This window comes from Naasia lichenicola, from assembly GCF_004801885.1.
GTDB lineage: Bacteria > Actinomycetota > Actinomycetes > Actinomycetales > Microbacteriaceae > Naasia > Naasia lichenicola.
Window position 1 is genome coordinate 12,625 of sequence record NZ_SSSM01000005.1, and the last position, 26,372, is coordinate 38,996.

Genomic DNA, 26,372 nt, shown 5'->3' on the forward strand with positions numbered 1-26,372 from the left:
TCAACGAGGCGGGGGCTCCACGACCGCTCGGCGAAGCGTCTCAGGCGCGGGAAAGGGCAGCGAGTGGAACAGCTGTGAGGCGGACATGTCGCCCCAGTCGTCCTTCTTGACGCGGATCTCCTGCGGGGACACCTCGGCGAGGCGGACCCGATGCCAGTCGCCGTCGTCGAGGAGGAGCTCGTACGGATCCGCGAGATAGGAGATGCCGAGCTCATCGAGGAGCTCCTCCGCTTCGAGCCAGTCGAGCACGCCGGACGCCTCGCGACCCAGCAGGTCGACCGCGATGAAGCCCTCGCCGGCCGGCCGGATCCAGCCGAGCAGCTCGCGATCCATCCCGCGGCGGTGCTCACTCCAGTCCCCAGGCACGCTCTCGGGCACACCTCCCGGCACGTCGTCTGGCACAGCTTCTGGCACAGCTGCGCGAATCAGGAGGTCGGCGCGGGCTGACGCAGCACGTCGGGCTCGATGTAGATGACCCGCGCCACGGGGACCGCCGCGCGGATGCGCTCCTCGGCCATGTCGATGGTCGCGGAGATCTCGGCGAGCGTCGCCGCGGCGGGCAGGGCGACCTTGGCTCCGACGAGCAGCTCGTCGGGCCCGAGGTAGAGCGTCTTCATGTGGATGACGGAGTCGATGCCCGGACTGGCGACGAGCGCGGCCGCGATCTTGCCCCGATCGGAGCGGCTGGCGCCTTCGCCCACCAGGAGACTGCTGGTCTCGATGCCGAGCACCACGGCCACCGCGACGAGCAGGACGCCGATGGCGAGGGTGCCGATGCCATCCCAGAGCCCGTCCCCCGTCGCCCAGGAGAGGCCGACGCCGCCGAGGGCGAGCACGAGTCCGATCAGCGCCGCCACATCCTCGAGGAGGACGACCGGCAGCTCGGGGGCCTTGGCCCGCCGCACGAACTGCACCCATGACTGGTCGCCGCGGGTGTGGTTGGCCTCCTTCACAGCGGTGCGCAGCGAGAAGGACTCGAGAGCGATCGCGATGACGAGCACGAGCACGGGCAGCCACGGGATCTCCAGCGGGTGCGGCTCGACGATCTTCTCGTAGCCCTCGTAGAGCGAGAAGACGCCGCCCACCGAGAACAGGATGATCGAGACCACGAACGCGTAGACGTAGCGGCTGCGTCCGAAGCCGAACGGATGCTCGTCGTCCGCGGCGCGACGGGAGCGCCGTCCGCCGATCAGCAGCAGCACCTGGTTGGCCGAATCGGCGAGGGAGTGCACCCCCTCGGCGACCATCGAGGCCGAGCCGGAGAAGAAGGCGGCGATGAACTTGACCACCGCGATGCCAAGGTTCGCGGAGAGTGCGGCGATGATCGCGCGGGTGCCACCTGATGTGCTCACTGGTTCATCCTGCCGGACGGGCGGCGCCGAACCATAGCGGGAGGGATTGCCGAAGGATCCTCGCAAATGTGGGAACGATCTCAGATAGGGTTGAGAGATGCTCGTCCTCGACCGCGCCGGTCGGCGCATCCTCATCAGCGCAGATGCCTACAGCCTCGAGATCGGAGACGCACCGGACAATCGACGACACGCCCCCTATGCCCGCCTCTGCGATGCCGACGGTCGAATCTGGTCGGATCTCAGCCTGCTGTCGTCGGTGCACTCGACCTCCGGATCGGATGAGACCTATCGGATCGAGGGCATCTCCGCCCACGAGCTGACGGAGGATGGGTCCGCCGCGATCGAGCTGCGCGTCGACGCCGTCAGCTCGCTCTGGCCGTCCCGCACCGTCGTGCTCCGCTGCCTGCCCGACCGGATCGAGCTGCGCACCGAGATCACCGGCAGCGGTCCGATCGACACGGTCACCCTCCTCGGCGGCCGCGGCGCGATGCCCGATGCGGCCAGCGGGGAGTTCCGATCGGAGATCGGCTTCGCCGGACTGCTCGCCCCGGCCGCGACCGAGCCGGTGCAGTTCGTGCGTCCCGCGGTCAGCGCGGCGTCGCTCGCCGTGGTCGGCGATGCGGATCCCGGGCGCCTCAACGCCGTCTTCTCTCCCCCGCCGCTTGCCTACGGCTTCTCGCGCGAGGCCGCCGTCGATCCGACCACCCCTCCCGACGGAGACTGGCTCGCCGCCTGGCTGCGATCCCCCGTCGAGGAGCTCGGCTTCACCGCGTTCCGCTACCTGCCGCTCGACGGAGGATTCCAGCTGCAGCTCGACTACGAGGGGCACACGGTGGCCGATGGGGCGTGGGTCTCCCCCACCCTCGTGATCATGCCGGTCGCCACCGGGTGGACGGTGCTCGACGAATACCGCGATGATCTCGTCACGCACGGCTTCGCGCCGCTCGGGCCGACCGGCGAGCGGCACGCCTGGTGGAGCGAGCCGATCTTCTGCGGATGGGGCGCCCAGTGCGCACGCTCCGCCGCTGCCAACCGATCCGCCGAGAACGCTCTCGCCGCGGATCTGTCGGCCCCCGTGTTCGATCCCGCCGACCCCTTCGACGAGCTGCTGGCACCGGTCCACTCCCGTGTGGAGGTGGAGGAGGATCTCCGTGCGCCGGCTTTCGCCCGCGCGGACGTCTACGACCAGCTGCTGTCCCGACTGTCCGACCACGGCATCGAGCCAGGGACCATCGTCATCGACGACAGGTGGCAGAGCTCCTACGGCACAGGAGAGGTCGACACCGATCACTGGCCCGACCTGCGAGGCTGGATCGACGCCCGCCACGCCGAAGGCCGCAAGGTCCTGCTCTGGTGGAAGGCCTGGGACCCGGAGGGCGTGCCCGCCGAGGAATGCGTGCGCAACGCGATCGGCGAACCCGTGAGCGTCGATGCTGGCAGCGCCGCGTATCGCGCCCGGCTGAGCGCGATCGTCGAGCATCTGCTCTCCCCGGAGGGCCTCGATGCCGACGGCTTCAAGATCGACTTCACCCAGCGCGGTCCGAGCGGACGGAGCCTCACTGGCACCCCCGGCGTCTGGGGCATCGCCGCACTCCACCTGCTTCTGCGCACCATCGCGGATGCAGCCCGAGCGACCAAGCCCGACGCTCTGCTGATCGCGCACGCCGTGCATCCCTCCTTCGCGGACATCTGCGACATGGTTCGCCTCAACGACGTCTCGAAGCAGGACGCCCACGGTCGGCCGGTTCCCGTGATCGATCAGCTGGCCATGCGGCACGGGGTCGCGACCCGCGCGCTCCCCCACCACCTGGTGGACACCGATCAATGGCCGATGCCCAACCGGGCGGAGTGGCTCGCCTACTCCGAGGCGCAGCCGGGCTTCGGCGTGCCCGCCCTCTACTACGTCGAGTCGATGGATCGCACCGGCGAAGTCATCGGCTCGGAGGACCTGCACCGCGTGGCCGCGAGCTGGCAGCGCTATCGGGACGGGATTCGATGAGCCGGCAGCCCACTGCGGGTAACACACCCTCGGAGGTCGCGCCCGGCGTCTGGCTGATCCGCGACACCTGCAACGTCTACCTGATCGTCGCCGGCTCCGACCGTTCGGACCCCGCGTCGACAGGCGATGCCGCGGGCGAGGGCGGCGAGCGCACCGCGGTGGCCATCGACTTCGGCGCGGGTGCCGTGCTCTCGCACCTGGACGAACTCGGCATCGACCGGATCACCGATGTGCTGATGACCCACCACCACCGCGATCAGGCACAGGGCCTTCCGCTCGCCGTCGCGCACGGCGCACGCATCCACGTGCCGCCCGTGGAGGTCGAGCTGTTCGAACGGGTCGACGAGATGTGGCGGATGCGCCAGCTCGACAACGACTACAACCTGCGCCAGGACCGCTTCTCGCTGCTCGAGCCGGTCGCCGTGCACGCGGTCGTCCCCGAGTATCGGAGCTTCGTCGCGGGCGGCGTCCGGCTGCGTCCCATCCCAACGCCCGGCCACACCATCGGATCGGTGACCTACCTGCTCGAGCGGGAGAGCACCCGGATCGCGTTCACCGGCGACCTGATCTACGCGCCCGGCAAGGTCTGGTCGCTGGCCGCGACGCAGTGGAGCTACACGGCCAACGAGGGACCGGGGATGACGGTGCTCAGCTGCCACCTGCTCTCCGATGAGAGGCCCGATCTGCTGCTGCCCTCGCACGGTCGGCCGATGGCCGATCCCCTGTCGGCGCTCGCCGAGCTGGCCGCCCGGATGCAGCGCTACGTGGACGCCCGACGCGAGCAGCCGTGGGACCTCGAGGATCGGCTCCGGCGACCGTACGTGGCGATCAGCCCGCACCTGCTGCTCAACCGCTCCAGCCTGTCGACGGGCTACGCCCTGCTGTCCGACACCGGCGAGGCCCTCTTCGTCGACTACGGCTACGACATGACCACGGCCATCCCGACGGGCCAGGACCGGGCCGGCCGACGGCCGTGGCTCGCGTCACTGCCCGGCCTCAAGGCGCAGTTCGGGGTCAGCCGCATCTCGGCGATGCTCGCCACCCACTACCACGACGACCATGTCGCCGGAATGCTGCTGCTGCGCGACGTGGAGGGGGCGGAGCTCTGGGCGTCGAGCACGGTGGCACCGATCCTCGCCGACCCGTGGAAGCACGACCTCCCCGCCCAGTGGTACGACCCGATCGTGGTGGACCGCTCCATCCCCGTCGGGGAGACGATCCGGTGGAACGAGTACGAGATCACCGTGCACGACCAGCCGGGCCACACCCTATTCGCCGCGGCGTTCGAGGTGACCGTCGACGGGATGACGGTCCTGTTCACCGGAGATCAGCAGGAGGGGCTCGGCATCCCCGGCGAGCGCAACGAGGTGCTCAACTACCAGTACCGCAACCGCTTCCGACTCGGCGACTACCCCCGCAGCGTCGAGCTGTACCGCAGGATCGCGCCAGGTCTGCTGCTCAGCGGGCACTGGGAGCCGCGCGAGGTGGAGCCGGGCTACCTCGACTTCCTGCAGGAGGCCGTGGACGGACTCGAGGCGGTCCACCGGGAGCTGCTCCCCCTCGATGAGCTCGACCTCGGCGCGGACGGGGTGCTCTGCCGGATCACGCCATACCGATCGTCGCTCGCGTCCGGGAGCACCGCGGCGTTCGTCGCCACTGTGCGCAATCCGCATCCGACGGCGGCCGAGGCGACCATCGGGATCGTCGTGCCGGACGGGTGGTCGGCCGACAGCATCGCTCCCGTGCTCCTCCAGCCGGGAGAGGAGCGGGAGATCCAATTCGAGCTGATCTGCGGCGCCCAGCCCGCCTCCCGCGCACGGGTCGCGGCCGACGTCACCATCGGCGACCTCCGCCTCGGTCAGCATGCCGAGGCTCTCGTCGACGTGCGCTGATCGCAGAGGGCGCTGAGCTAAGCGGGCTCTAATCTCAGCGGGCGCTAAGCTATCGGACCGGTCCGAGGAGCCGCTCAGCCGCCTCCAGCAGGATGACCGTCGCCGTGCGCAGCTCATCGAGGGCGGTTTCCGGAGACTCCTGCGGCGCACTCCCCCGACGTGCGGGCTCGCCGGTCTCCACGGTCACGGCGACGTCGCGCGCGAGCTTCCAGCGCAGGCAGATCGCCGCGTCCAGTCCCGTCTGCACGTCGAGGGTCGACACCCGCCCGCCGAGCCCCGCCGCGTAGGCCTCGACCGTATCCGGGAGGATGCGACGGACCACGTGCGCCGATGCGTCGCCGCGCCGGGCGGACGCCTCGAGCAGTGAGGCGAGATCCGCCCCGACCGGCCCCGGCCCCACGGATTCCCAGTCGATGAGCACGGTGCGACCCGCCGAGCGGAGCACGTTCGCCCCGACGGCGTCGTGATGGCAGAGGGTGATGGGCAGGCCCTCCAGGATCTCCCGCACGTCGCCCTGCGCACCGATCAGGCGCAGGGCGGGCGATCCCGTGCGGGCGAGCACCTCGATCCCCTCGGCCCAGGCGCCGGGCTGGCTGTGCCGGTCGATCCAGCCGGAGAAGAGCCACGGCAGGTCGGGGACGTCGTCGAGGAACCGGGCCGCCATGCCGCCCAGGTCATGCGCCGCGGCGACCAGAGCATCGGCGCCGAGCGGCCGCCCACCCTCGTGCGCGACCTCTTCCAGCAGCAGGGTCACCGAGCCGTCCGGGTCGCGCCGCGCCTCGATCAGACGCGGTGCGCGGATCGGCCCGAGATCGGCGAGCAGCCCCGACGTGTACGCCGCATGCTCGCGCTCGGCATTGTCGGAGAGATACGGAGATGCGAGATCGCGCCCGGCGGTCACCTTCTCGATGACCGCCCCGTTTTCGGTGCGCAGCCGACTCACCGTGCGGTGCGCCAGGAACGCGTCGTAGTCGAGCGGCTCCCGCTGCATGTCGAACTCCGATCCGAAGGTGCGGGACGTGAAAGGGGCGGGCGGCCTCCGAAGAGACCGTCCGCCCCGAACCGGTGCGAGCCGAGGCTCAGCCGGCCACCTGGTCGTAGGCACGCAGTGCAGCAGCCTGCGCGTCCTTCAGAGCGTCCGCGGATGGCTTCTCACCGAGCAGCGCCGAGGTGACCGCGTTCTGCAGCTCCGTCTGGATCTGCTGGCCTGCCGGCGAGGAGCCGAACGACTGGCCGCTGGAGGCGACGTCGTAGTAGGTGCCGATCGCCTGGTCGAAGCCGGGGTAGTCGGTGGTCTTCACGTAGGCGTCACGCAGGGTCTGGTCGTTCTCCGGCGAGCCGGTGAACAGACCCGCGTTGATGCCGTGACGCGACTCGTCGGCCTGGGTCGTGGCGTCGCGGGCCTCACCCGCAGCGTTCCACGCGTCGGTCGAGGTGAGTGCGAGCACGTAGGCGCAGGCTGCCGACGGGTTCTTGGCCGCGGTCGGGATCACGAACGAGGTGCCGCTCGCGACGGTGAACGGCTGGCCGTCCTGGGTGTTGAGCGGAACAGCGCCGATCTGCACCTGGTCCGCATACGGGGTCAGGACGTTCACGTACCACTGGTCGAACACCGCGCCACCGACCTGGTCGGCCACGTAGGAGTTGTTGTCACCGAAGACGTCGAACGAGTCGACGAAGCTCTTCGCGTTCGCGTAGCCGCCCTGGGCGTCGTAGATCTCCTTGAGGAAGTCGATCGCCTTCGCGTTGTTCGGGTCGTCGAGCGCCGGCTTGCCGTCCGCGTCGATGGTCTTGCCGCCGAAGCTCAGCATCCACAGGCCGGCCTTGCCGACGCCCTGCGGGTCGAAGCCCATGACGCTCGGGTTCGAGCCGTCCAGCTTGGTCATCTTGCTGATCGCGGCGAGGAAGGCCTCGGGGTTCGAGGTGTCCATGTCGGCATCGGTGACGCCGGCGGCGGCCATGACGCGCTCGTTCAGCAGGATGGCCGGCGGCTGGTAGAACTGCGGCACGCCGTAGACGGCGTCGTCGTAGGTCACGTCGTCGACGACCTGCGGGTACCAGTACGAGTCGGGCTCGACGCCGTAGAGCGAGAAGCACTTGTCGAGCGGCATGATCAGGCCCTGCGCGGCGTAGGTGGCCACGAACTGGCGGTCCATCTGCACGACGTCGGGGATGCTGCCACCGGCGGCGCGGGTGGTGAACTTCTGCGCGTCGAAGGCGGAGGCGTCGAGGTCGACGGTCGTGTCGCTCTTGCCGACGACGCCCTCTGCGTAGTCGAGCCGAGACGTGCCGACCTCGTCGGCGTTCTCGAAGCCCCAGACGCTCAGGGTCCCCTTGTAGTCCTTCGCGAAGTCGGCACCGGTGGTGCCCCCTCCGCCGCTGTCGCCGCTGCATGCGGCGAGAGCCACGAGCGCGAGCCCTGCCGTCGCCGACAGCAGGAGCTGCTTGGTCTTCTTCATTGAAATTCCTCTCGGACGGTGCCCCGGTCGCGTCGTCGCTACCCGGTTCCTCGATCATGACCGAATGTGGGAACCATCCCACATCGGTGACGGTACCTCAGCATCACCTCTTGGACAAGTCTCTTGCCCGTATTACCGGGGCGTGGTAGCCGAACCGTTATCAACCGGCACCTCGGTCATGAGCAAAATTCAGGATCCGGGGTGGAATCGATCCCAGAATGCGCGCCGACACGTCGCAGCCCGGATCGGCGCCGAGGCCGGCGGGCATCGCGATCAGCGGCCGGATGCGCACGAAGGCGTGCCGACGGAGCCGTCGGCACGCCTCGCGGAAGATCAGCCCTTGCGCCCCTGAGTGGCGACGCCCTCGATGAAGTAGCGCTGGCCGAAGGCGAAGAGGATGAGCATCGGCAGCGTCACGAGGAGCGCTGCCACCATGACGAACTGGTAGTCGCCGTGACCGCCGTTGGTGGGGCTGTACCGGGTCATCGCCGACGCGATGCCGAGCGGGACGGTGTAGCCCGTCTCCGAGCCGGCGTTGAGGTAGATCAGTCCCGCCTGCAGGTTGTTCCAGCTCGCCTGGAACTCGAACAGGAACACGATGATGAACGACGGGATGGAGAGCGGGAACACCATCCTCCAGAACATCCCCCAGTGGCCGACTCCGTCGACCCGTGCCGCCTCGAACGTCTCCCTCGGCAGGCCGAGGAAGAACTGCCGCTGCAGGAAGATGTAGAACGCCGACCCGAACAGGTTCATCCCCCACAGCGGGATGTTGGTTCCCACCAGGTGCAGGTTGTTCCAGATCAGGTACTGCGGCACGAGGGTCACCGCGCCCGGCAGCATCATGGTCGCCAGCACGACGCCGAACAGGGCCGTGCGTCCGGGGAACCGGTAGTAGGCGAAGCCCCACGCCACGAGCGAGCTCGACACGGTGACGAAGCCGGCCGCCAGGATGGCGATCAGCAGGCTGTTGCCCACCCAGTTCACGAGCGGAAGCTCGGCCCACACGTCCGCGTAGTTCTGCGGCTGGAAGGTCTGAGGGATCAGCGCGTTGTCGAACACCTGACCCCGCGGCTTGAAGCTCGCTGCGAGCAGCCAGGCGAACGGGTACAGGAACAGCAGCGAGAACAGGATCAGGAGCGCCCAGCGCACGACCGCGCCGATGCGCGAGCCGATGCGGGGCGGGGCCTTGCGGATCGAGGGCTCGGCCTTGCCGGCGGTCGAGACGATGGGGCCGGCAGCGGATACGTCGACGGTCATCACCGCTCGCTTTCGTAGTAGACGAACCGGTTGCCGACCTTCACCTGGATCAGCGAGATGAGCATGATGATCACGAAGATGAGCCAGGCCATCGCGGCGGCGAACCCGAAGTTGAACTGACGGAACGCCTGCTGGAAGAGGTAGACCGCATAGAAGAGGGACGAGTCGGACGCCCCCTGCACCTGGTCGCGATAGAAGAGCAGATAGGCCTGATCGAAGGTCTGCAGCGCCGCGATGGTCAGCACGATGACGTTGAAGAACAGCGATCCGGAGATCATCGGCAGGGTGATCGACCAGAACCGTCTGATCGGCCCCGCCCCGTCGATCTCGGCCACCTCATAGAGGTCGCGCGGGACGTTCTTGAGGGCGGCGAGGAAGATCACCATCGTGCCGCTCACGCCCCACAGCGTCATGAGCACGATGGACGGCTTGACCCAGTTGGGGTCGAGCAGCCACTGGGGGCCCTGGATGCCGAAGACGGCGAGGCCCTTGTTGATGGCGCCCTGGTTGCCGTTGAGCAACAGGAAGAACACCGATGCGGTCGCCACCGCCGGGGTCATCTTGGGCAGGTAGTAGAGGGTGCGGAAGATGCCCGCGCCCTTGCCCACCCGGTTGAGCAGCGAGGCGAGGAACAGGGCGAAGATGATCTCGAGCGGGACCGCCAGCACCGCGTAGAAGAGCGTGTTGCCCAGCGAGATGAGCACCTTCGGGTCTTCGAGCAGCGCCTGGTAGTTGGACAGCCCGGCGGGCCGCGAGGTGTTGGTCGCCAGCTGGTAGTGGCTGAAGGAGATCACCAGGCTGTAGATCATCGCGCCGAGCGTGAAGATCAGGAACCCGATGAGCCACGGGGTGATGAACAGATAGCCCGCGATGGCCTCGTTGCGGTTGTACTTCCGCGGCTTCTTGACCTTGACCGGCGTCGGTGCCGGGTCGGTCGCGGACGGCGCGGCGAGTGTCGCGGTCATGGGGAGACCGCCCGGAGGCTGGTCGGGTTCATTGGCGGCTCCGCTCGTGAGGGTCGTCGACTGCGACGGCCAAATGTGGTAACGATTCCACATGACGCTAACGAGGAGCATAAGTCGGACCGGTCAACTCCTGCAAGCCCCGCACGGGGGCGCACGATGAGCACTCCCTTCCCGGACGGGTTCCTCTGGGGCGCCGCCACGAGCGCGTATCAGACCGAGGGCTCGCTCGACGCCGACGGTCGAGGCGCCTCGATCTGGGACTCGTTCGCTCGGATTCCCGGCGCGATCGAGGGCGGAGGCGACGCATCCATCGCGACCGACTCGTACCGACGCTGGCGGGACGACCTCGATCTCATCACGGAGCTGGGGCTCGGCGCCTACCGGTTCTCCACGGCGTGGTCGCGGGTGGTGCCCGACGGACGGGGACGGATCGAGCCGCGCGCGCTCGACCATTACGAGCGCTTCGTCGACGGACTGCTCGAGCGCGGTGTCACGCCGGTCCTGACCCTCAACCACTGGGACATGCCGCAGGCCCTGATGGACGAGGGCGGCTGGCTCGGCCGAGGCAGCGTCGACGCCTTCGTGCACTACGCGACCGCGGTGGCCGAGCGACTCGGGGATCGGATCCCCTGGTGGATCACCCAGTGCGAGCCGTGGATCGTGCAGCTGCTGGGCTACCAGCTGGGACTGCACGCTCCGGGACTCGCCGATCTGGCATCGAGCGTGCGCGCGGGGCACCACATCCTGCTCGCCCACGGCGCCGCGTACGACGCCATGCGCCCGCTCACGTCAGGCCGGATCGGCGCCGGCCCCAACCTGCTGCCGTGCGTGCCCGCGTCCGACAGCCCGGAGGATCGGGCGGCGGCGATCGGCAGCGACGGCTACGTCAACCGCTGGTACCTGGATCCGCTGTTCCTCGGGAAGTACCCGGACGACATGCGCGCGCACTGGGAACGGGTGGCGGGGCCGCTCGACTTCATCCGCGACGGGGACGAGGCGGCCATCGGCGGCCGGATGGACTTCCTCGGCCTCAACTACTACACGCGCCGCGTGATGACGGCGGCCGAGGTCGGGCCGAATCGGTCGTTCCCCTGGCAGGTGGTGCGCGCCCCGGAGGAGTCGCGGCTGACCGACGAGGGCACCGAGATCGTGCCGGAGGCGCTGCTCGCCCTGCTGCTGCGGCTGAAGGCGGACTACCCGGCCGTGCCGATCCTCATCACGGAGAACGGGCTGACCTCCAACGAGACGCCGCAGCACGACGGCCGGGTGCACGACGTGCGCCGCATCCGCTTCCTGCGCGCCCACATCGCCGCCATGGCGGAGGCCGTGCGGCAGGGCGTCCCGCTCGCCGGCTACCTGCACTGGTCGCTGCTGGACAACTTCGAATGGGCCCTCGGATACCGCCCGCGGTTCGGCCTGGTCTTCGTCGACTATCCGACCGGGCAGCGCACCATCAAGGACAGCGCGCGGCACTACTCGGCTCTCATCGACGCCGACGGGGATCTCGACGCCGTGCCCGAGGACTTCGGCGACGAGGCGGCTGTGGACGCCAGCGGCGTGTTCGGATGAGCGGCATCGCGCGGGACTCGGTGGAGGTCGTGGTGTTCGGCGGCACGGCTGCCGGCGTCTGCGCGGCGGTCGCTGCGGCGCGGCACGGCGCCCAGACCGTGCTCATCGAGTCGGACCTGCACCTCGGCGGCATGGTCTCGGGCGGCCTCGGCTACACGGATGTCGGCGACGTCCGCGTGCTCGGCGGGATGGCGGCCGAGTTCCGTCGCGACGTCGCCGCGCACTACGGCGTCCCGGTCGGCCGGTTCGCCGGCCCCGAGCCGCATGTCGCGGAGTCGATCCTGCGCTCCTGGCTCGAGCGGGCAGGCGTCGAGGTCCGGATGGGCACCCGGGTCGTGGACGTCCAGCGTTCCGGGCAGCGGCTGAGCGCCGTGGTCCTGGGGGACGGATCCGTGCTGTCGGCTGGCGCCTTCGTGGACGCGAGCTACGAGGGCGACCTGCTCGCGCTCGCCGGCGTCAGCACGCGGATCGGACGGGAGGACCGCACGCTGCACGGCGAGGAGTTCGCCGGTCGCCGCGAGATCGTCCCGGGACGGCACTCGATGCCGTGGGGAGTGTCGCCGTTCGGGAACGACGGCGCCCCGATCCCCCAGGTGGTGTCGGAGCCCATGGCGGAGGTCGGCCGCGGCGACGGCAATGTGATGTCCTACGGCTACCGGCTGTGCCTCAGCCAGTCGGCGGACCGCATCCCGTTTGAGGAGCCGCCGGCCTACGACCCGGCGTATTGGGAGGTGGCCCGCCGCTACCTGGCCGTCGGCGGCGCCGCAGAGCCGGCGGGCCGGTGGCTCGGCCTCGAGCCGAATTTGCCGGGCGGCAAGTGCGACGCGAACTCGCTCGGCCCTGTCTCGCTGAGCGTGCTCGACGGTTCTGGGCGCGGCTGGGCAAAGGGCGGCTCCGCGGCGCGGGCGGAGATCGCGGCAGCGCACGAGGCGCACGCGCGCTCGTTCCTCTGGTTCCTCTCGAGGGATCCGGACGTCCCGCTCGAGATCCGTCGCGAGCTGCAGGGGTGGGGCTACGCCGCGGACGAGTTCACGGACACCGCCTACGTTCCGCACCAGCTGTACGTCCGCGAGGCCCGCAGGATGGTCGGCGCGACGGTGCTGACCGAAGCCGACCTGCGCGCGGGAAGGCTTCCGGAGGACACGATCGCCGTCGGGTCGTACCACCTCGACATCCGCGAGGTGCAGCGCACCTGGATCACCGCCTGGGAGCACCCGGATCCCCAGTCTCACGTGGTGAACGAGGGCTACCTCTCCGTCGGCATCCCGTCGTACGGCATTCCCTATCGCGCGCTGCTGCCCCAGCCCGAGGAGGTCGGCGGGCTGCTGGCGGCCGTCTGCGTCTCCGCCTCGCACGTCGCGTTCTCCTCGATCCGGATGGAGCCGCAGTTCCAGATGCTCGGGCAGGCGGCCGGCACGGCGGCGGCGCTCTCGATCCGGGCCGACGTGCAGCCCCACGACCTCGATCCCCGGGCGCTGCGCGAGGCCCTCGTCGCCGACGGGGCGGTTCTCGGGGTGCCTCGACATCACGGCTGACGGGGTTCGACCGCCGCGCCACGACCTTTGACGCTGGCCCGTCCGCGGTGTCATGCTCGACGCCATGGCCGAATGTGGGAACGTTACCTCATCGGTGCGCGCCCTCGGCATAGACGTCGGAAGCACCGCGGTGAAGGCCGTCTTGCTGCGCGTGCACGACGGAGGGCTGACCGAGCTCGCCGTCGCCGAGCGGCCGACCGCCGGGGCGGATGCTCGGGGTCTCATCACTCTCGCGATCGCCGCCTCCCGCGAGGTCCTCGAGCGCGCCGCACACCTAGACGGCGCCGGCGCCGCAGTCCCGATCGCGGTGGTCGGGATCGCATCGATGGCGGAGACCGGCGCACTCGTCGCGGATGCCGCCCCCATCGGATCGCTCATCCGCTGGGACCGAGACGGCGATCCGGACGCGCGTCTGGCCCTTGCCGCCGAGCTCGACGCGGTCGAGCTGCACCGCGCGACCGGCGCACCGCTCGCGCCCAAGCTCCCCCTGCTGACCTGGGCGGCGGCCGCGCAGGACGGTCTGGACCCGGGGATCCGCTGGGGATTCGCCTCCGATCTCGTGGCGCTCGCGCTCACCGGCGTCCTCGCGACGGATCACACCCTGGCCGGGCGGAGCGGCGCGTATCCGCTGCCGCCACAGGGCACTCCCCTCGGGCAGAGCTGGGATGCTCGGCTGCTCGACGCGGTCGGTGTGCCCCGCACCCTGCCGCCCGAGATCCGCACGCCGGGAACGCCGGTCGGAGTGGTCCTCGGCGAGCGCCTGCCCGGCGCGACGGGCGTTCCGGTGCACATCGCCGGCCACGACCATGCGGTCGCCGCCCACCTCGCAGGCGTCCGGGCCGGGGCGGATGGACGGCCGGGCACCGTCGTGCACTCGCTCGGCACGACCGAGGCGGTGCTCGCCGTCGCGCCAGACGGCCACCCGGTGGACCGGCCGCGTGCGGCTGTCGACGGGATCAGCGTCGTTCGCGCTGTGGACGGCGTGCGCGAGGGCGTGCTCGCGGGGAGTCCATCGGCGGGCGCCATGATCGCCGACTGGTCCCGCCGCGCGGCCGAGTCGGGCACGGATCCCGCCGCGCTCCTCTCCGACGTCCGCGATCCCTCAGGTCGAGCGTTCATGCTCCCCTACCTCCGCGGACGGCAGTCGCCGGCGCCGGACCCGGATGCGCGCGCGGTCTTGATCGACGCCGATGCCGATCTGCGAGGCCCGTCGACCGAGCCCGCCGTCGAGCTCTCCGCGATCCTCCGCGGTCTCGCCGCCCACGGCGCCTGGATGCGCGCGGCGGTCATGGAACTCACGCGCAATCCGAGCGCATCGCGCGGCGGCGATCCCGAGGTGGTGGCCGTCGGCACCCCTGTGCGCAGCAATGTCCGGCTGGCCCGATTGATGGCCGCACTCAGGTCCGGCCCCCTGGCGATCGTGGAGCTCGCGGCGCCTGTCGCGGTCGGCGCCGCGCTGCTCGCCCTCCAGCGCGAGGGCCTGGTCGGCTCCGTCGCTCCCCCGATGCGGACCGTCCATGCATCCCCCGACCTCGCAGTCGACCTCGCGGAGAGATTCGCAACGGCCATCGCAGTCCCCATGCCAAGACCAGCCGCCTCCCTCAGAACAGCCGCCCACCTCAGCACAGGAGCACCATGACCATCCCCTCCCCCACCCTCGACGCGATCGCCCGCCCGGGCGGCGGCCTGGCGATGGTCGCCATGGACCAGCGCGAGAGCCTCCGGCACATGTTCGATGTCGCAGGAGCCGGCCGGCCCGCTTCCGAGACGCTGGTCGAGTTCAAGCGCGCCGTCGCCACGGAGCTCGGCGACCTGGCGAGCGGATTCCTCATCGATCGCGACTTCGGCGGCATGCAGCTGCTGCACGACGGGCTGCTGCCGAAGGATTGCGGCTTCATCCTCGCCGCCGATGCACTGGAGCAGGAGGCGGGCGGCCCCGTCGAGGAGACATCGCTCGACGAGAACGCACTCGTCGATGCCGGGGTCGACGGGGTCGCGGCCATCAAGCTGCTGATCATCTGGCGCAGAGACGAGCTCCGAGAACAGCGCGTGGCGCTCGCCCAGCGCTTCATCGACGAGGCGCGCGGCCGCGGCGTGCTCTCCGTCCTCGAGCCGGTCGTGCGCGCCACTCCGAGCGAGCTGGACAGCAGCACCTGGGATCCCCAAGCGGCGATCCGCGAGGCGGCGCACGAGCTGTCGGCGCTGCGCCCCTCGCTCTACAAGGTGCAGGTCCCGCTCGCCGGCACCGGGACCCCCGACGAGCAGCGCGCCGCCAGCGAGCGGCTGGCGACCGACATCCAGGGACCGTGGGTCGTGCTCTCGCAGGGCGTGGCTCTCGACCGATTCGCCGACGCCGTTCAGGCGGCCTGCCTCGCGGGGGCGAGCGGCTTCCTCGCCGGTCGCGCGCTGTGGAGCGATGTCGTCGGCGCCGACGACGTCCCGGCCACCCTGCGCGAGAGGTCGCGCCCGCGCCTCGAACGGCTGATCGAGATCGTGGATGCCCACGCGCGCCCCTGGAGCGACGCCCGATGATGGAGGATGCAGTGGGCACGACGGCGAACGATGACGTGAGCACAGACCCACTGAGCACAGACCCAGTGAGCACAGACCCACTGAGCACAGACCCAGTGAGCACAGACCCAGCGGGCGGAGATGCGATGCGGATCGGATTCCTGCACACCGTGCCCGCGCTCGCGGCGCGCTTCGAGTCCGGTCTCGTCGCGGCGGAGCCCGGCGCTTCGGCGGTGCATGTCGTCGACGCAGCCCTCCTGGCCACCGCGATCCGCTCGGGCGTGGACGCCACGGTCGACGCCGCGGTGGCCGCCCACGTCGCGCACCTCGCCGCGAGGGGCGTCGATGCGGTGCTCGTCACCTGCTCATCCATCGGCGAGGCCACGGATCGGACCGCTGCGGCCGCCGGGCTGCCTGTGGTGCGCGTGGATGCGGCGATGGCCGACGAGGCCGTGCGCATCGCTGGCCCCAGCGGTCGGATCGCCGTGCTCGCCACCCTCGAGGCCACTCTCGGTCCGACGGGGCGGCTGCTCGAGCGGGCAGCTCGAGCACAGGACGAGCCGCCCCGGGTGACCTCATCGGTGGTGGCGGGAGCGGCGGATGCCCGGGCCGCGGGCGATGACAGCGGACACGACCGCCTGGTCGCCGACGCGGTGCAGCAGGCAGCGTCATCCGCCGACGTCATCGTGCTCGCGCAGGCCTCGATGGCTCAGGCGGCACAGCAGGCATCCGCCACCATTCCCGTGCTGACCTCTCCGGATTCCGCGCTGGCCGCGGTGATCGCGGCGGCCCGTGCCGCTGCGCCCGAACCTGCACTCGAACCCGTACTCGAACCCGCGATCGAAGGGGCCTCATGAGCACCCGAGGAGTGAGCCTGCTCGCCTACGCCGACCGGCTCGGCGGTGATCTCAGACGACTGCAGGCAGTGCTCGACGGGCCACTCGCCGACCTGACGGGCGTGCACATCCTGCCGTTCTACACGCCGTTCGACGGCGACGACGCCGGATTCGACCCCGTCGATCACACGGCCGTCGATCCGCGACTCGGCCGGTGGAGCGATCTCGCCGCGATCGGAGGCGGCCGCGAGCTGACCGCCGACATCATCGTGAACCACTCCTCGGCGCTGTCCCCCGAGTTCCTCGACTGGACGGCGCACGGCACGGAGTCCCGCTTCGATGGGATGTTCCTCCGCTACGACGCGGTCTTCCCGAGCGGGGCGAGCGAGGCGGACATCACCGCCTTCTACCGCCCCCGGCCCGGCCTGCCCTTCACCCCGTACGCGGTTGCGGGCGAGCGCCGTCTGATCTGGACCACGTTCATGCCCAGCCAGGTCGACCTCGACCTGCGTCACCCGGCTGCGCTGGCCTACCTCGACCGCATCGTCGGCGCACTCGCGCAGGCGGGCGTCGACGTGGTGCGCCTCGACGCGGTCGGATACGCCGTGAAGACACCCGGCACGAGCTCGTTCATGACGGAGCACACGCTGGCGTTCGTCGAAGAGCTCGCGGCGCGGCTCCGCGGCGCGGGGCTGCGGGTCCTCGTCGAGGTGCATGCGCATCACTCCCAGCAGATCGCCATCGCGCCGCTCGTCGACCTCGTCTACGACTTCGCCTCCGCTCCCCTGATGCTGCACGCCCTCGGCGACGGCGACATCGCGCCGCTGCTGCGCTGGCTCGAGCTCCGTCCGGCCAACGCGGTCACCGTGCTCGACACCCACGACGGCATCGGGATCATCGACGCGGGTCCCGCCGAGGGGCTGCCCGGCCTGATCGACGAGGACCAGATGCGGGCGATCTTCGAGCGCGCCGCCGACGCGACCGCCGGCCACTCGGACCTCGCATCCGTCGTCCCGCAGTGGGCGTCGATGCCGCACCAGATCAACGCCACCTTCCCGAGCGTCGTCGCGGACGACGAGGCCTACGTGCTCTGCCGTGCCGTGCAGGTGATGCTGCCGGGGGAGCCGCAGTTCTACTACGTCGGACTGCTGGACGGTCGGGACGACGAGCAGCGCTTCCTCGAGACAGGTCAGGGTCGCGAGGTCAACCGGCACGTCTACGACGACGCCGAGCTGTCGGCCGCTGTGGCGCGGCCGGTGCCGCGCGCGCTGCTCGGCCTGGCCCGTCTGCGCCGCGATCATCCCGCATTCGATGGGGACTTCGGCTGGATGCAGACCGGCCCGACCTCGCTGCGCCTGCAATGGCAGTCGGCCGACGAGCTGCTCGTCCTCGACGCCGACTTCGCGCCCGGTGCACGTCAGGCCGTGCTCACCTCGGAGCGGGACGGCGAGCGGCGGATCCTGCACGGAGCGGCCGGGCTGGCGGCGATCTAGCCCGTCCCCCCTGAGACCGTCGCGTTGCCTTTCGGCGATCGTCGCGTCGCGTCGCGATGTGGCATCGATGTCGGCGAGTCGCCGGTTGACCGCCTTTTCGAGCAGAACATAGGATGTGGGAACGATGCCAGATCGAGTGACGACGCTCGTCGTCCCGTTCGGCAGAGCCAGGCAGGGGAGCGCATGACTGCACCGTCGCGGCAGACCCTCGCGCTCGACATCGGGGGCACCAAGCTGGCCGCGGCCGTGGTCGACGATCGCGGCGCCGTGCGCGGCCTGCGGATCATCCCCACCCACCGCGAGCAGGGCCCGGATGCCGTGGTCGCACGCCTGTTCGAGCTCGGCCGCGAAGCGCTCGCCGCATCGGGCCTCGACTCTTCAGGCCCTGGGGTCTCCGCCGTCGGCATCAGCTGCGGTGGACCCCTCGATGCCGAAGCGGGCGTCGTGCACCGGCCGCTCAACCTGCCCGACTGGGACGGCGTGCCGCTCGGCCCGTTGGCCCGCGCCGAGTTCGGCCTCCCCGCTCACCTGGTGAACGACGCCACCGCCGGAATGCTCGCCGAGCATCGATTCGGTGCCGCACGCGGCGCATCGGACGCCATCTACCTCACGATCTCGACGGGGGTCGGGGGCGGCGCGGTTCTCGGCGGACGACTGCACCGAGGGGCGGCGGGCAACGGCGGAGAGTTCGGGCATGTCATGGTCCGCCCCGGCGGCCGCCGCTGCACCTGCGGCCGGCTCGGCTGCCTCGAGGCCTACGCCTCCGGCACGTCGATCGCGCTGCGAGCGCAGGAGGCGGTCGGGAGCGGAGCGCCGACCCGACTGTCCGCCTTCGATCCGGTGCGGGCCGAGCACGTCGTCGCCGCCATGCAGGCCGGCGACCGGGTCGCCGCGGAGATCTGGGACGACACCACCGCCGTGCTCGGACAGGCGCTCACCGACCTGATCAACACGTTCGAGCCCGAGGTCGTCGTGCTCGGCGGCGGTGTCACGGGTGCCGGCGCCCTGCTGCTCGACCCGGTGCGCCGCATGGTCGCGGAGCGGGCGATGCCTCCCGCCGCCGCCGCAGTGCGCATCGAGCTCGCCGCCCTCGGCCAGACGGCCTGCGTCATCGGCGCCGGCATCCACGCCGCCGAGCGCACGCCCCTGCACAGCATGCCGGGCCACACCGCATCCGAGCGCAGCGCTTCAGAATCCAGCGCTTCAGAACCCAGCGCTTCAGAATCCAGCACCGCCGAACTCATCGAGGAGCCGAGCCATGTCTGACACCACGGTCGCAGCACACGCCACAGCACAGGTCGCCGCACAGGATTGGATGAGCACGCAGCTCGCCGACCATCGCGCTGTCGCGGAGGCGGCAGAACGGCTGCTTCCGGATGTCCGCCGGGTGGGTGAGGCTCTCATCGCGGCGTTCAGCGGCGGTGGCATCCTCTACACCTTCGGCAACGGCGGCAGCGCGGCCGACGCCCAGCACTTCACCGGTGAGGTCATCGGGCACTACAAGCGCGACAGACGGCCGCTGCCCGCCGTCACCCTGTCGACCGACACGACGACGATGACCTGCATCGCCAACGACTACGCCTTCGACGACATCTTCGCCCGGCAGGTCGAGGCGCTGGCGAAGCCCGCCGACGTCGTGGCCGCGTTCACCACGAGCGGTCGCAGCGCCAACATCGTCACCGCGCTCGAGGCCGCCCGGAAGGCGGGTGCGACCACGGTGCTCTTCGGAGGGGGCGACGGCGGACCGGCCCTCGCGCACGCCGATCTGGCCCTGCTCGTGCCATCGAGCACGACGCCGCGGATCCAGGAGATGCACACTTTCATGCTCCACGCGATCAGCGAGATGATCGACGGATGGGCCGACGGGGACGAGGACTACGCATGACCGAGGTCTCCCCCGCCGCAGCCGATCCCGCGTCGCAGCCGACCGAGACAGAGTCGAACGACGCCGGGCTGGTGAGCGCCAGACTGCTAAGCGCCGAGGTCGCCAACGCCGAGAACGTGCCGACCGAGCCGACCGAGGTGGCGACCTCATCCTCCACGACACCGGCTGATCAGTCCTCGACGGATCAGTCGCCCGTGTCCGGCGGTCCGACCGCCACCCCGACCGCCGCTCCGGTCGGACGGCGGTCCGCCGCACCCCTCTCCAACGCGCCGTCGGGATTCCGACCCGAGACCGTCGCGCCCGCTCCCCGGCCGGCGGCGACGCCCGACCGCACCCTGCACATGATCGGCAACGCGCACCTCGACCCGGTGTGGCTCTGGCCGTGGCAGGAGGGCTATCAGGAGGCTCGGGCCACCTTCCGCTCCGCGCTCGACCGGATGGACGAGTACCCCGACTTCATCTTCACCTGCGACCAGATCGTCCTGCTCTCCTGGGTGGAGGAGCAGGACCCCGCCCTGTTCGAGCGCATCCGTGAGCAGGTCGCCGAAGGACGCTGGGTCAATGCCGGCGGCTGGTGGGTGGAGCCCGACTGCAACATGCCGATGGGCGAGTCCTTCGTGCGGCAGGGGCTCTACGGCCAGCGCTACCTCAGGGAGAAGTTCGGCCGGATGGCCGAGGTCGGCATGAACGTCGACCCCTTCGGGCACAACGCGATGCTGCCGCAGATCCTCCGAGGCCAGCGGATGGACAGCTACATGTTCCTGCGCCCCGGACGGCACGAGTCCGACCTCGACTCCACGCTGTTCTGGTGGCAGTCCCCCGACGGCTCGCGCATCCTCGGCTACCGCATCCCCTTCGAGTACTGCTCCCCTCCCGGCGACGTCTCATGGCAGACCGAGAAGTCGATCGCCCAGCTCGATCGCGGGCTCGGCGAGGCCATGGTCTTCTACGGCGTCGGCAACCACGGCGGCGGTCCCACCAAGGCCAACATCGACTCGATCCATCGCTTCGACCGGATGGGCAGCTTCGGAAGGATGAAGATGTCATCTCCCCGCGAGTACTTCGACGAGATGCTGGCACGCGGCCCGCAGTTCCTCGACGCGCTGGACGTCCGCACCGACGACCTGCAGCACCACGCTCCCGGCTGCTACTCCTCGCACTCGGGCATCAAGGCCTGGCAGCGCCGCGCGCAGTTCGCGGTGCTCAACGCCGAGCGCTGGGCGGCCGTCTCGGCCCTCGACTCCGGGGTGGCCTACCCGCGGGAGGATCTGGGACGCGCCTGGAAGCAGGTGCTGTTCAACCAGTTCCACGACATCCTGCCCGGCTCCGCCATCGAGTCGGCCTACGACGACGCGCGGGATCAGCTCGGCGAGGCCGTCGCCATCTCGAAGCGGATCATCACCCGCGCGCACAACCTCATCGCCGCCCGGATCGACATCCCGATGGACGTCGCGACGCAGCCGGTCGTCGTGTTCAACCCGCACCCGTGGGCCATCGAGACGGACGTCGAGCTGCAGTACGGCGTGCAGCAAACCGGCGTGCACGTCGTCGACGCCGAGGGCGTCCCCACCGTCAGCCAGCGCGTCCAGTCGGTGGCCACCACCGACGACAAGGGTCGCGGCGCCGTCGCATTCCGCGCGGAGCTGCCCGCCTTCGGATACCGCCTGTACCGACTCCGCCCCGGAACCGCGGCGAATGCGCCCGCCTCCTCCCCGCTCACCGCGACGGATACGGTCCTCGAGAACGAGCACCTCCGGGTCGAGATCGATCCGACGACCGGTTGGCTCAGCTCGTTGCTCGTCAAGGCGACCGGCGTCGACCTCGCCGCCGGTACCGCCTCCGATCAGCACACCCAGATCTGCGACGACCCCACCGACACCTGGGGGCACCGGGTGATCTCCTACGCCTGGGCCGGCGTGCCGATGAGCGTGGATCGGATCCTGCTCCGCGAGAGCGGCCCGCTGCGCGCCCGGCTGCGGATCGAGCGCAGCTGGGGTCGCTCCACCTTCGTGGAAGAGCTCATCCTGGGTCACGACTCCCGCACGCTGAAGGTCGAGGCCACGATCGACTGGCGCGAGCAGGCTCACCTGATGAAGCTCCGCTTCCCGACGGCGCTCACCGCGCCGACCGCGACCTACGAGATCCCCTTCGGCGAGCTCGAGCGCCCCGTCGACGGCGCCGAGGAGCCCGCCCAGTCCTGGGTCGATCTGACCGGTACCGCGGCAGGAACGCCGGGGGGCCTGACCGTGATCGCGACGGGCAAGCACGGGTGGGACGTCTCTCCCGGCGACCCCGCCGCCCATGAGGCCGTGAACCAGCATCCCAGCATCGGCATCACGGCCGTCCGCAGTCCCGTCTACTCCTGGCACGACCCGCGGCTGCTCGAGGCCGATGGGATCTACACGTTCCAGGATCAGGGTGTCCAGCGCTTCCGGTACGAGCTGATCCCGCACGCGGGCGACCACCGCGCGGCCCGGCCGGGCCGCCGCGCGATCGAGCTCGGCTCGCCCGTGCGCGCGCAGCTCGAGGCCTTCCACGAGGGCCCGCTCGCGCCGATCGGCAGCTTCGCCGACGACGGCGGCGACGCCGTTCAGCTCACCGCGATCAAGGGCAGCGAGGACCCGTCGAGCAGCACGTCGGGCGAGACGGGTGGCGAGACGGGTGGCGCCGACCTCATCGTCCGGGCCGTCGAGACCCGAGGCGAGGCAACGGAGGCGTCGATCGAGCTGCCACTCGTCGGACGCACGCTGACCGCCACATTCGGGCCCTACCAGATCCGCACCTTCCGGGTTCCGCGAGACGGCGAGATCACCGAGTTGGATCTGCTCGAGCTCCCGCTCGACGACTGATGGCCGCGCCTGCACTCGAGGTCGCCATCCTCGATGCGCCGGACGCGGACTTCGCGGTCGAGATCGAGGTCGTACCGTCGCCTGCCTCCGGGCCCGCGCTCGAGCCCGAGTCCGGCAGATCGACGTGGACGGCGACGGTGCGCGTGACCTATGCCGGAAGCGCGCCCGCAGATGCCGCCGTGCGGATCTCGACCCGCATCCCGGCCGACGACCCGTGGTTCCTGATTCCCGGCGCCTTCTACGGAGAGAATCGGCCAGCGGACAACGACCGGATCTTCCCGAGGTTCCAGCCGGGTGCATCGAGCGCCGCCGACCACGCCGCGATGGTGAGCGACGAGTGGCACTTCCGCGCCGACCGCGCCGCGACCCCCATCGTGTTCTGCTGGGCCGCCTCCGGCCAGGAAGGCGTCGCCCTCGGCGGCTCGGAGATCGGCGAGCTGGGCGAGCAGTCGATCGGCTTCGCGGCGGGCGACGGCTTCGCGACGCTGTCGCTGACCGCTCCCGCCCGCGAGCATCCCGTCAGCTACTACGGCGACGGAGTGCCGAGACCGGCGGAGTCCGAGCTGCACCGATTCGTGCCAGGAGAGACGATCACCCTCGTCCTCAGCCTGCACGGGATCGCGGCGGATCGGCACGACTACGACCGCGTCCTGCGAGAGCTGCACCGCGGGCCGGGAGCGGCTCATCCCGCCGCAGGGGTCGCACCCGTCGCACCCGTCCCGTCCGCCCCGCTCGTCAGCATCGACGACGCCGCCGCCATCGCCGCCGAAGGGCTCACCCGGTGGCACTTCGATCCCGATCCCGGTGTCCTGCTCGAGACCGTCGGCTTCGACCGCGAGGTCACGGGGGGTGATGGCCGCCCCGTCGACCGGCAGGCCATGCACATCGGCTGGGTCAGCGGCATCCCATGGGCCACCGCCCTTCTGCAGCATGCGCACCGCACCTCCGATGCCGAGGCGGCCCGGATCGCCCGCTCCGTGCTCGACTTCTGCACGGCCGAGCTGTCCCCCTCCGGCACGTTCTGGGGAGTCTGGTACCGCAGCGGCGGCTGGACGCAGAGCTGGACCCGACATCCCCGCGGTCTGCACGCGCGCACGCTCGGCGAGGCGACCGACTTCCTGGTCCGCACACTCACCACCCACGACGACCCGCAGTGGCGGGCCGCAGCCCGATCGAACCTCGACGCGATGGTCGCCCGCCAGAGGGCGGACGGCAATCTCGGCGCCGTGCATGACGCGGACACCGGCGAGATCCTCTCCTGGGAGGGGTCGGCGGGACTGGCCTGGATTCCCGCCCTGGTCGGGGCTGCGGACTGGGATCCGCGCTACCTCCGCGCCGCGGAACGGGCAGGCGACTACTACGCGGCGTTCGTGCTCGGCGAGTACCTGCACGGAGCGCCCGAGGACGTCGATCTGGCGCCCACCAGTGAGGACGGCTACATAGCCGTGATGGCATATACGGCGCTCTACCGCGCTACCCGACAGCCCCGGTGGCTCGATCTCGCCCGCCGTTCGGCCGAGTGGATGCTGACCTTCCGCTACTCCTACGACGTGCTGTTCCGGCCACTCACCCCGCTCGGCGCCGCCGGCTTCTCCACCCGCGGAGCGGATCAGGCGTCCAGCTCGAACCAGCACCTTCACGCCTACGGCCTCATCTGCACGGCGGACCTGCTCGATCTCAGCGCGTGGACCGGGGACAGCTGGTATCGCGATCGCGCCCTCGAGACCGTCGACTGCTTCCGCCAGCTGCTGCCGGAGCGCGACGGCGACTACAACGCCTACCGGGGCATGATCACCGAGCGCTACTACCAGACGGAGTGCTTCCAGCCGAAGGGCATGGTGCTCACGCTCTCGCACGCCTGGTCGGCGGGCGTGCTTCTCCTCGCGTGCGAGCAGCTGCTCGCACGCGGAGAGGCGGCCGCATGACGGCCGGGCGCCCGACAGCCGGGCGCACTCCGACCGGGCGAACCGCAGGCACGCGCGGGACGACCTCGCCCGTCGAGCTCTCCCTCGACCACCCGCTCCGCTCGCTCTTCCGCCTGGTCGGCAAGCAGCGGCGACGACTGATCGTGCTGATGATCGCGTACGTGATCAAGGACAGCCCCCAATGGGTCCTGCCCGTGATCACCGGCGCCATCATCGACGTCGTCGCCCGCCGAGGCGAGCTGCACAGCCTGTGGCTGTATGCGCTCGGCGGCGTGCTGGTGCTGGCGCAGAACTACCCGGTCGGCATCTTCTACAACGACCGCTGGAGCCGCCTCTACCGCCAGGTCGGTGCCGACCTCCGCAACGCGCTCGTCGAGCGGCTGCAGAACCTCTCCATCGGCTTCCACACCCGCGCGAGCGCAGCCGTCATCCAGACCAAGGTCGTCCGCGACGTCGAGAACATCGAGCAGATGCTCCAGGGCTCCTTCCCGCCGAGCATGTCCGCGCTCTGCATCCTCGTCGGTGCCCTGACCATGACCGCCATCCAGGTGCCGGCGTTCATCCTGGTCTTCCTGGTCACCATCCCGATCGGCGTCGGCCTGGTCTACGGGGTCCGCAAGGTGTCGGACCGCCGCAATCAGGCCTTCCGCCTGCGGATGGAGACCTTCTCGAAGCGGGTGGGCGAGATGGCCACCCTCATGCCCGTCACCCGGGCGCACGGCCTCGAGGGAGTCGCTGCCCGCCGCGTCGTGGACAGCGTCGAAGACGTCCGCGATGCGGCCCACACCCTCGACCAGCTCAACGGGCGGTTCGGCGCCGTCTCGTGGCTGATGTTCCAGTTCCTCGCCGTCTTCTGCCTCGTCGCGGCCGCTGCGGCCTCGCTGTCGGGCATCGTGCCGATCACGCCGGGGCAGGTGGTGCTGCTGAGCTCCTACTTCACCATCCTCACCAACGCGATCGTGATGCTGCTCAACCTCGCACCCGTGCTCGCTCGCGGACGGGAGTCGGTGCGGTCGATCGCCGAGGTCCTCGAAGAGCCCGACCTCGAGTTCAACCATCGCAAGTCGCTGCTCTACCGGGTGGACGGCCGGATCACGATCGACGACGTCTCGTTCTCCTACCCGGGTGATCCCTCGTCGGCGATCGATCACGTCTCCCTCGAGGTGGCGCGCGGCGAGACCGTCGCGTTCGTCGGCCCCAGTGGATCCGGCAAGTCGACGCTGCTCAATCTGGTGCTGGGCTTCGTGCGCCCGACCTCCGGCAGGATCATGCTCGACGACCGGGACATGGCCGAGCTCGATCTGCGCCAGGTGCGCGGCTTCTTCTCGGTGGTGCCGCAGGACTCGGTGCTCTTCGAGGGCTCGATCCGCGACAACGTCGCCTACGGGCTTCCCGGGGTGACGGATCAGCAGCTCGAGAACGCGCTGCGTGACGCGAATGCGCTCGAGCTGGTCCAGTCGCTGCCGAACGGCTGGGACACCGTCGTCGGCGAGCGCGGCGCACGACTGTCGGGCGGCCAGCGCCAGCGGCTCGCCATCGCGCGTGCGCTCATCCGCAATCCGCGCGTGCTGATGCTCGATGAGGCCACGTCGGCGCTCGACAGCAACGCGGAGAATGCGGTCCAGGAGGCGCTCGAGCGGCTGAGGCGAGGTCGCACCACCCTGGTCGTGGCGCACCGGCTGAGCACCATCCGCTCCGCAGATCGCATCGTCGTCCTCGACCACGGCAGGATCGCCGAGATCGGCAACCACGAGGCGCTCCTTTCCGCAGGCGGGCTCTACGCCGGTCTGGTTCGGGCGCAGCGCCTCTGAGAATGCGCCCGGCGGTGTCCTGGGCAGCCCG

At 70.4% G+C, this 26,372-nt stretch carries 19 protein-coding genes; 13 read left to right on the forward strand and 6 right to left on the reverse strand.

What is annotated here, in order from left to right:
• Both E6C64_RS11015 and E6C64_RS11020 read right to left on the reverse strand, forming a co-directional pair.
• The gene (locus E6C64_RS11015; protein WP_332908230.1) at positions 1-402 is read right to left on the reverse strand and encodes a hypothetical protein; all 402 of its coding nucleotides are present in this window, start codon (positions 400-402) and stop codon (positions 1-3) included.
• A gap of 23 nt (positions 403-425) precedes the next feature.
• A complete protein-coding gene (locus tag E6C64_RS11020; protein ID WP_136427584.1) occupies positions 426-1,352 on the reverse strand; it encodes a cation diffusion facilitator family transporter in 927 nt (308 codons plus the stop codon).
• 97 nt (positions 1,353-1,449) lie between these two features.
• Between E6C64_RS11020 and E6C64_RS11025 the strand changes: the two genes are divergently transcribed.
• Together E6C64_RS11025 and E6C64_RS11030 are read left to right on the forward strand one after the other, a co-directional pair.
• Positions 1,450-3,351 carry an alpha-galactosidase gene (locus E6C64_RS11025; protein ID WP_136427585.1) on the forward strand — a complete coding sequence of 634 codons (1,902 nt, stop codon included), beginning with the start codon at positions 1,450-1,452 and terminating at the stop codon, positions 3,349-3,351.
• Positions 3,348-5,243 carry an MBL fold metallo-hydrolase gene (locus E6C64_RS11030; RefSeq protein ID WP_136427586.1) on the forward strand — a complete coding sequence of 632 codons (1,896 nt, stop codon included), beginning with the start codon at positions 3,348-3,350 and terminating at the stop codon, positions 5,241-5,243. Before E6C64_RS11025 ends, E6C64_RS11030 begins: the two co-directional genes overlap by 4 nt.
• 49 nt (positions 5,244-5,292) lie before the next feature.
• Here the strand turns inward: E6C64_RS11030 and E6C64_RS11035 are convergent, their stop codons facing one another.
• The 4 genes from E6C64_RS11035 to E6C64_RS11050 form a co-directional block, all read right to left on the reverse strand.
• Complete coding sequence (locus tag E6C64_RS11035; RefSeq protein WP_136427587.1) at positions 5,293-6,234, reverse strand: aminoglycoside phosphotransferase family protein; 942 nt, start codon at positions 6,232-6,234, stop codon at positions 5,293-5,295.
• Positions 6,235-6,322: 88 nt separating this feature from the next.
• Positions 6,323-7,702, reverse strand: coding sequence for an ABC transporter substrate-binding protein (locus E6C64_RS11040; protein ID WP_136427588.1), 1,380 nt, complete (start codon positions 7,700-7,702; stop codon positions 6,323-6,325).
• Between the two features lie 333 nt (positions 7,703-8,035).
• Positions 8,036-8,962 carry a carbohydrate ABC transporter permease gene (locus E6C64_RS11045; protein WP_136427589.1) on the reverse strand — a complete coding sequence of 309 codons (927 nt, stop codon included), beginning with the start codon at positions 8,960-8,962 and terminating at the stop codon, positions 8,036-8,038.
• Positions 8,962-9,927 carry a carbohydrate ABC transporter permease gene (locus tag E6C64_RS11050; protein WP_136427590.1) on the reverse strand — a complete coding sequence of 322 codons (966 nt, stop codon included), beginning with the start codon at positions 9,925-9,927 and terminating at the stop codon, positions 8,962-8,964. The genes E6C64_RS11045 and E6C64_RS11050 overlap by 1 nt, the downstream gene beginning before the upstream one ends.
• A 156-nt stretch (positions 9,928-10,083) precedes the next feature.
• Between E6C64_RS11050 and E6C64_RS11055 the strand changes: the two genes are divergently transcribed.
• From E6C64_RS11055 to E6C64_RS11105, 11 genes are all read left to right on the forward strand, one after another.
• Entirely contained in the window at positions 10,084-11,496 is a 1,413-nt protein-coding gene (locus E6C64_RS11055) for a GH1 family beta-glucosidase (RefSeq protein WP_136427591.1), read from the forward strand.
• Entirely contained in the window at positions 11,493-13,031 is a 1,539-nt protein-coding gene (locus tag E6C64_RS11060; RefSeq protein ID WP_136427592.1) for an FAD-dependent oxidoreductase, read from the forward strand. Before E6C64_RS11055 ends, E6C64_RS11060 begins: the two co-directional genes overlap by 4 nt.
• Positions 13,032-13,095: 64 nt before the next feature.
• On the forward strand, positions 13,096-14,670 hold the full coding sequence (locus tag E6C64_RS11065; protein ID WP_158437838.1) for an FGGY family carbohydrate kinase: 1,575 nt from the start codon (positions 13,096-13,098) through the stop codon (positions 14,668-14,670).
• Complete coding sequence (locus E6C64_RS11070; RefSeq protein WP_136427594.1) at positions 14,667-15,563, forward strand: hypothetical protein; 897 nt, start codon at positions 14,667-14,669, stop codon at positions 15,561-15,563. Before E6C64_RS11065 ends, E6C64_RS11070 begins: the two co-directional genes overlap by 4 nt.
• A 95-nt stretch (positions 15,564-15,658) precedes the next feature.
• The gene (locus tag E6C64_RS11075; protein ID WP_136427595.1) at positions 15,659-16,399 is read left to right on the forward strand and encodes an aspartate/glutamate racemase family protein; all 741 of its coding nucleotides are present in this window, start codon (positions 15,659-15,661) and stop codon (positions 16,397-16,399) included.
• Positions 16,396-17,871, forward strand: coding sequence for an alpha-amylase family protein (locus E6C64_RS11080; RefSeq protein ID WP_136427596.1), 1,476 nt, complete (start codon positions 16,396-16,398; stop codon positions 17,869-17,871). Before E6C64_RS11075 ends, E6C64_RS11080 begins: the two co-directional genes overlap by 4 nt.
• Positions 17,872-18,054: 183 nt before the next feature.
• Positions 18,055-19,137, forward strand: a complete 1,083-nt coding sequence (locus E6C64_RS11085) for an ROK family protein (RefSeq protein ID WP_136427597.1) — start codon at positions 18,055-18,057, stop codon at positions 19,135-19,137.
• Positions 19,130-19,756, forward strand: coding sequence for a D-sedoheptulose-7-phosphate isomerase (locus E6C64_RS11090; protein ID WP_136427598.1), 627 nt, complete (start codon positions 19,130-19,132; stop codon positions 19,754-19,756). Before E6C64_RS11085 ends, E6C64_RS11090 begins: the two co-directional genes overlap by 8 nt.
• A complete protein-coding gene (locus E6C64_RS11095; protein WP_136427599.1) occupies positions 19,753-22,605 on the forward strand; it encodes an alpha-mannosidase in 2,853 nt (950 codons plus the stop codon). The genes E6C64_RS11090 and E6C64_RS11095 overlap by 4 nt, the downstream gene beginning before the upstream one ends.
• On the forward strand, positions 22,605-24,530 hold the full coding sequence (locus E6C64_RS11100; RefSeq protein WP_136427600.1) for a YyaL domain-containing protein: 1,926 nt from the start codon (positions 22,605-22,607) through the stop codon (positions 24,528-24,530). Before E6C64_RS11095 ends, E6C64_RS11100 begins: the two co-directional genes overlap by 1 nt.
• Complete coding sequence (locus E6C64_RS11105) at positions 24,527-26,341, forward strand: ABC transporter ATP-binding protein (protein WP_136427601.1); 1,815 nt, start codon at positions 24,527-24,529, stop codon at positions 26,339-26,341. Before E6C64_RS11100 ends, E6C64_RS11105 begins: the two co-directional genes overlap by 4 nt.
• Positions 26,342-26,372: the final 31 nt, after the last annotated feature.

Bases quoted from the DNA above. Each gene is read 5' to 3' on its own strand.
- E6C64_RS11025 (WP_136427585.1), top strand. From the start codon at position 1,450: ATGCTCGTCCTCGACCGCGCCGGTCGGCGCATCCTCATCAGCGCAGAT.
- E6C64_RS11035 (WP_136427587.1), bottom strand. From the start codon at position 6,234: ATGCAGCGGGAGCCGCTCGACTACGACGCGTTCCTGGCGCACCGCACG.
- E6C64_RS11095 (WP_136427599.1), top strand. From the start codon at position 19,753: ATGACCGAGGTCTCCCCCGCCGCAGCCGATCCCGCGTCGCAGCCGACC.
- E6C64_RS11045 (WP_136427589.1), bottom strand. From the start codon at position 8,962: ATGACCGTCGACGTATCCGCTGCCGGCCCCATCGTCTCGACCGCCGGC.
- E6C64_RS11040 (WP_136427588.1), bottom strand. From the start codon at position 7,702: ATGAAGAAGACCAAGCAGCTCCTGCTGTCGGCGACGGCAGGGCTCGCG.
- E6C64_RS11060 (WP_136427592.1), top strand. From the start codon at position 11,493: ATGAGCGGCATCGCGCGGGACTCGGTGGAGGTCGTGGTGTTCGGCGGC.
- E6C64_RS11085 (WP_136427597.1), top strand. From the start codon at position 18,055: ATGACTGCACCGTCGCGGCAGACCCTCGCGCTCGACATCGGGGGCACC.
- E6C64_RS11070 (WP_136427594.1), top strand. From the start codon at position 14,667: ATGACCATCCCCTCCCCCACCCTCGACGCGATCGCCCGCCCGGGCGGC.
- E6C64_RS11030 (WP_136427586.1), top strand. From the start codon at position 3,348: ATGAGCCGGCAGCCCACTGCGGGTAACACACCCTCGGAGGTCGCGCCC.
- E6C64_RS11065 (WP_158437838.1), top strand. From the start codon at position 13,096: ATGGCCGAATGTGGGAACGTTACCTCATCGGTGCGCGCCCTCGGCATA.
- E6C64_RS11105 (WP_136427601.1), top strand. From the start codon at position 24,527: ATGACGGCCGGGCGCCCGACAGCCGGGCGCACTCCGACCGGGCGAACC.
- E6C64_RS11050 (WP_136427590.1), bottom strand. From the start codon at position 9,927: ATGACCGCGACACTCGCCGCGCCGTCCGCGACCGACCCGGCACCGACG.
- E6C64_RS11080 (WP_136427596.1), top strand. From the start codon at position 16,396: ATGAGCACCCGAGGAGTGAGCCTGCTCGCCTACGCCGACCGGCTCGGC.
- E6C64_RS11055 (WP_136427591.1), top strand. From the start codon at position 10,084: ATGAGCACTCCCTTCCCGGACGGGTTCCTCTGGGGCGCCGCCACGAGC.
- E6C64_RS11090 (WP_136427598.1), top strand. From the start codon at position 19,130: ATGTCTGACACCACGGTCGCAGCACACGCCACAGCACAGGTCGCCGCA.
- E6C64_RS11100 (WP_136427600.1), top strand. From the start codon at position 22,605: ATGGCCGCGCCTGCACTCGAGGTCGCCATCCTCGATGCGCCGGACGCG.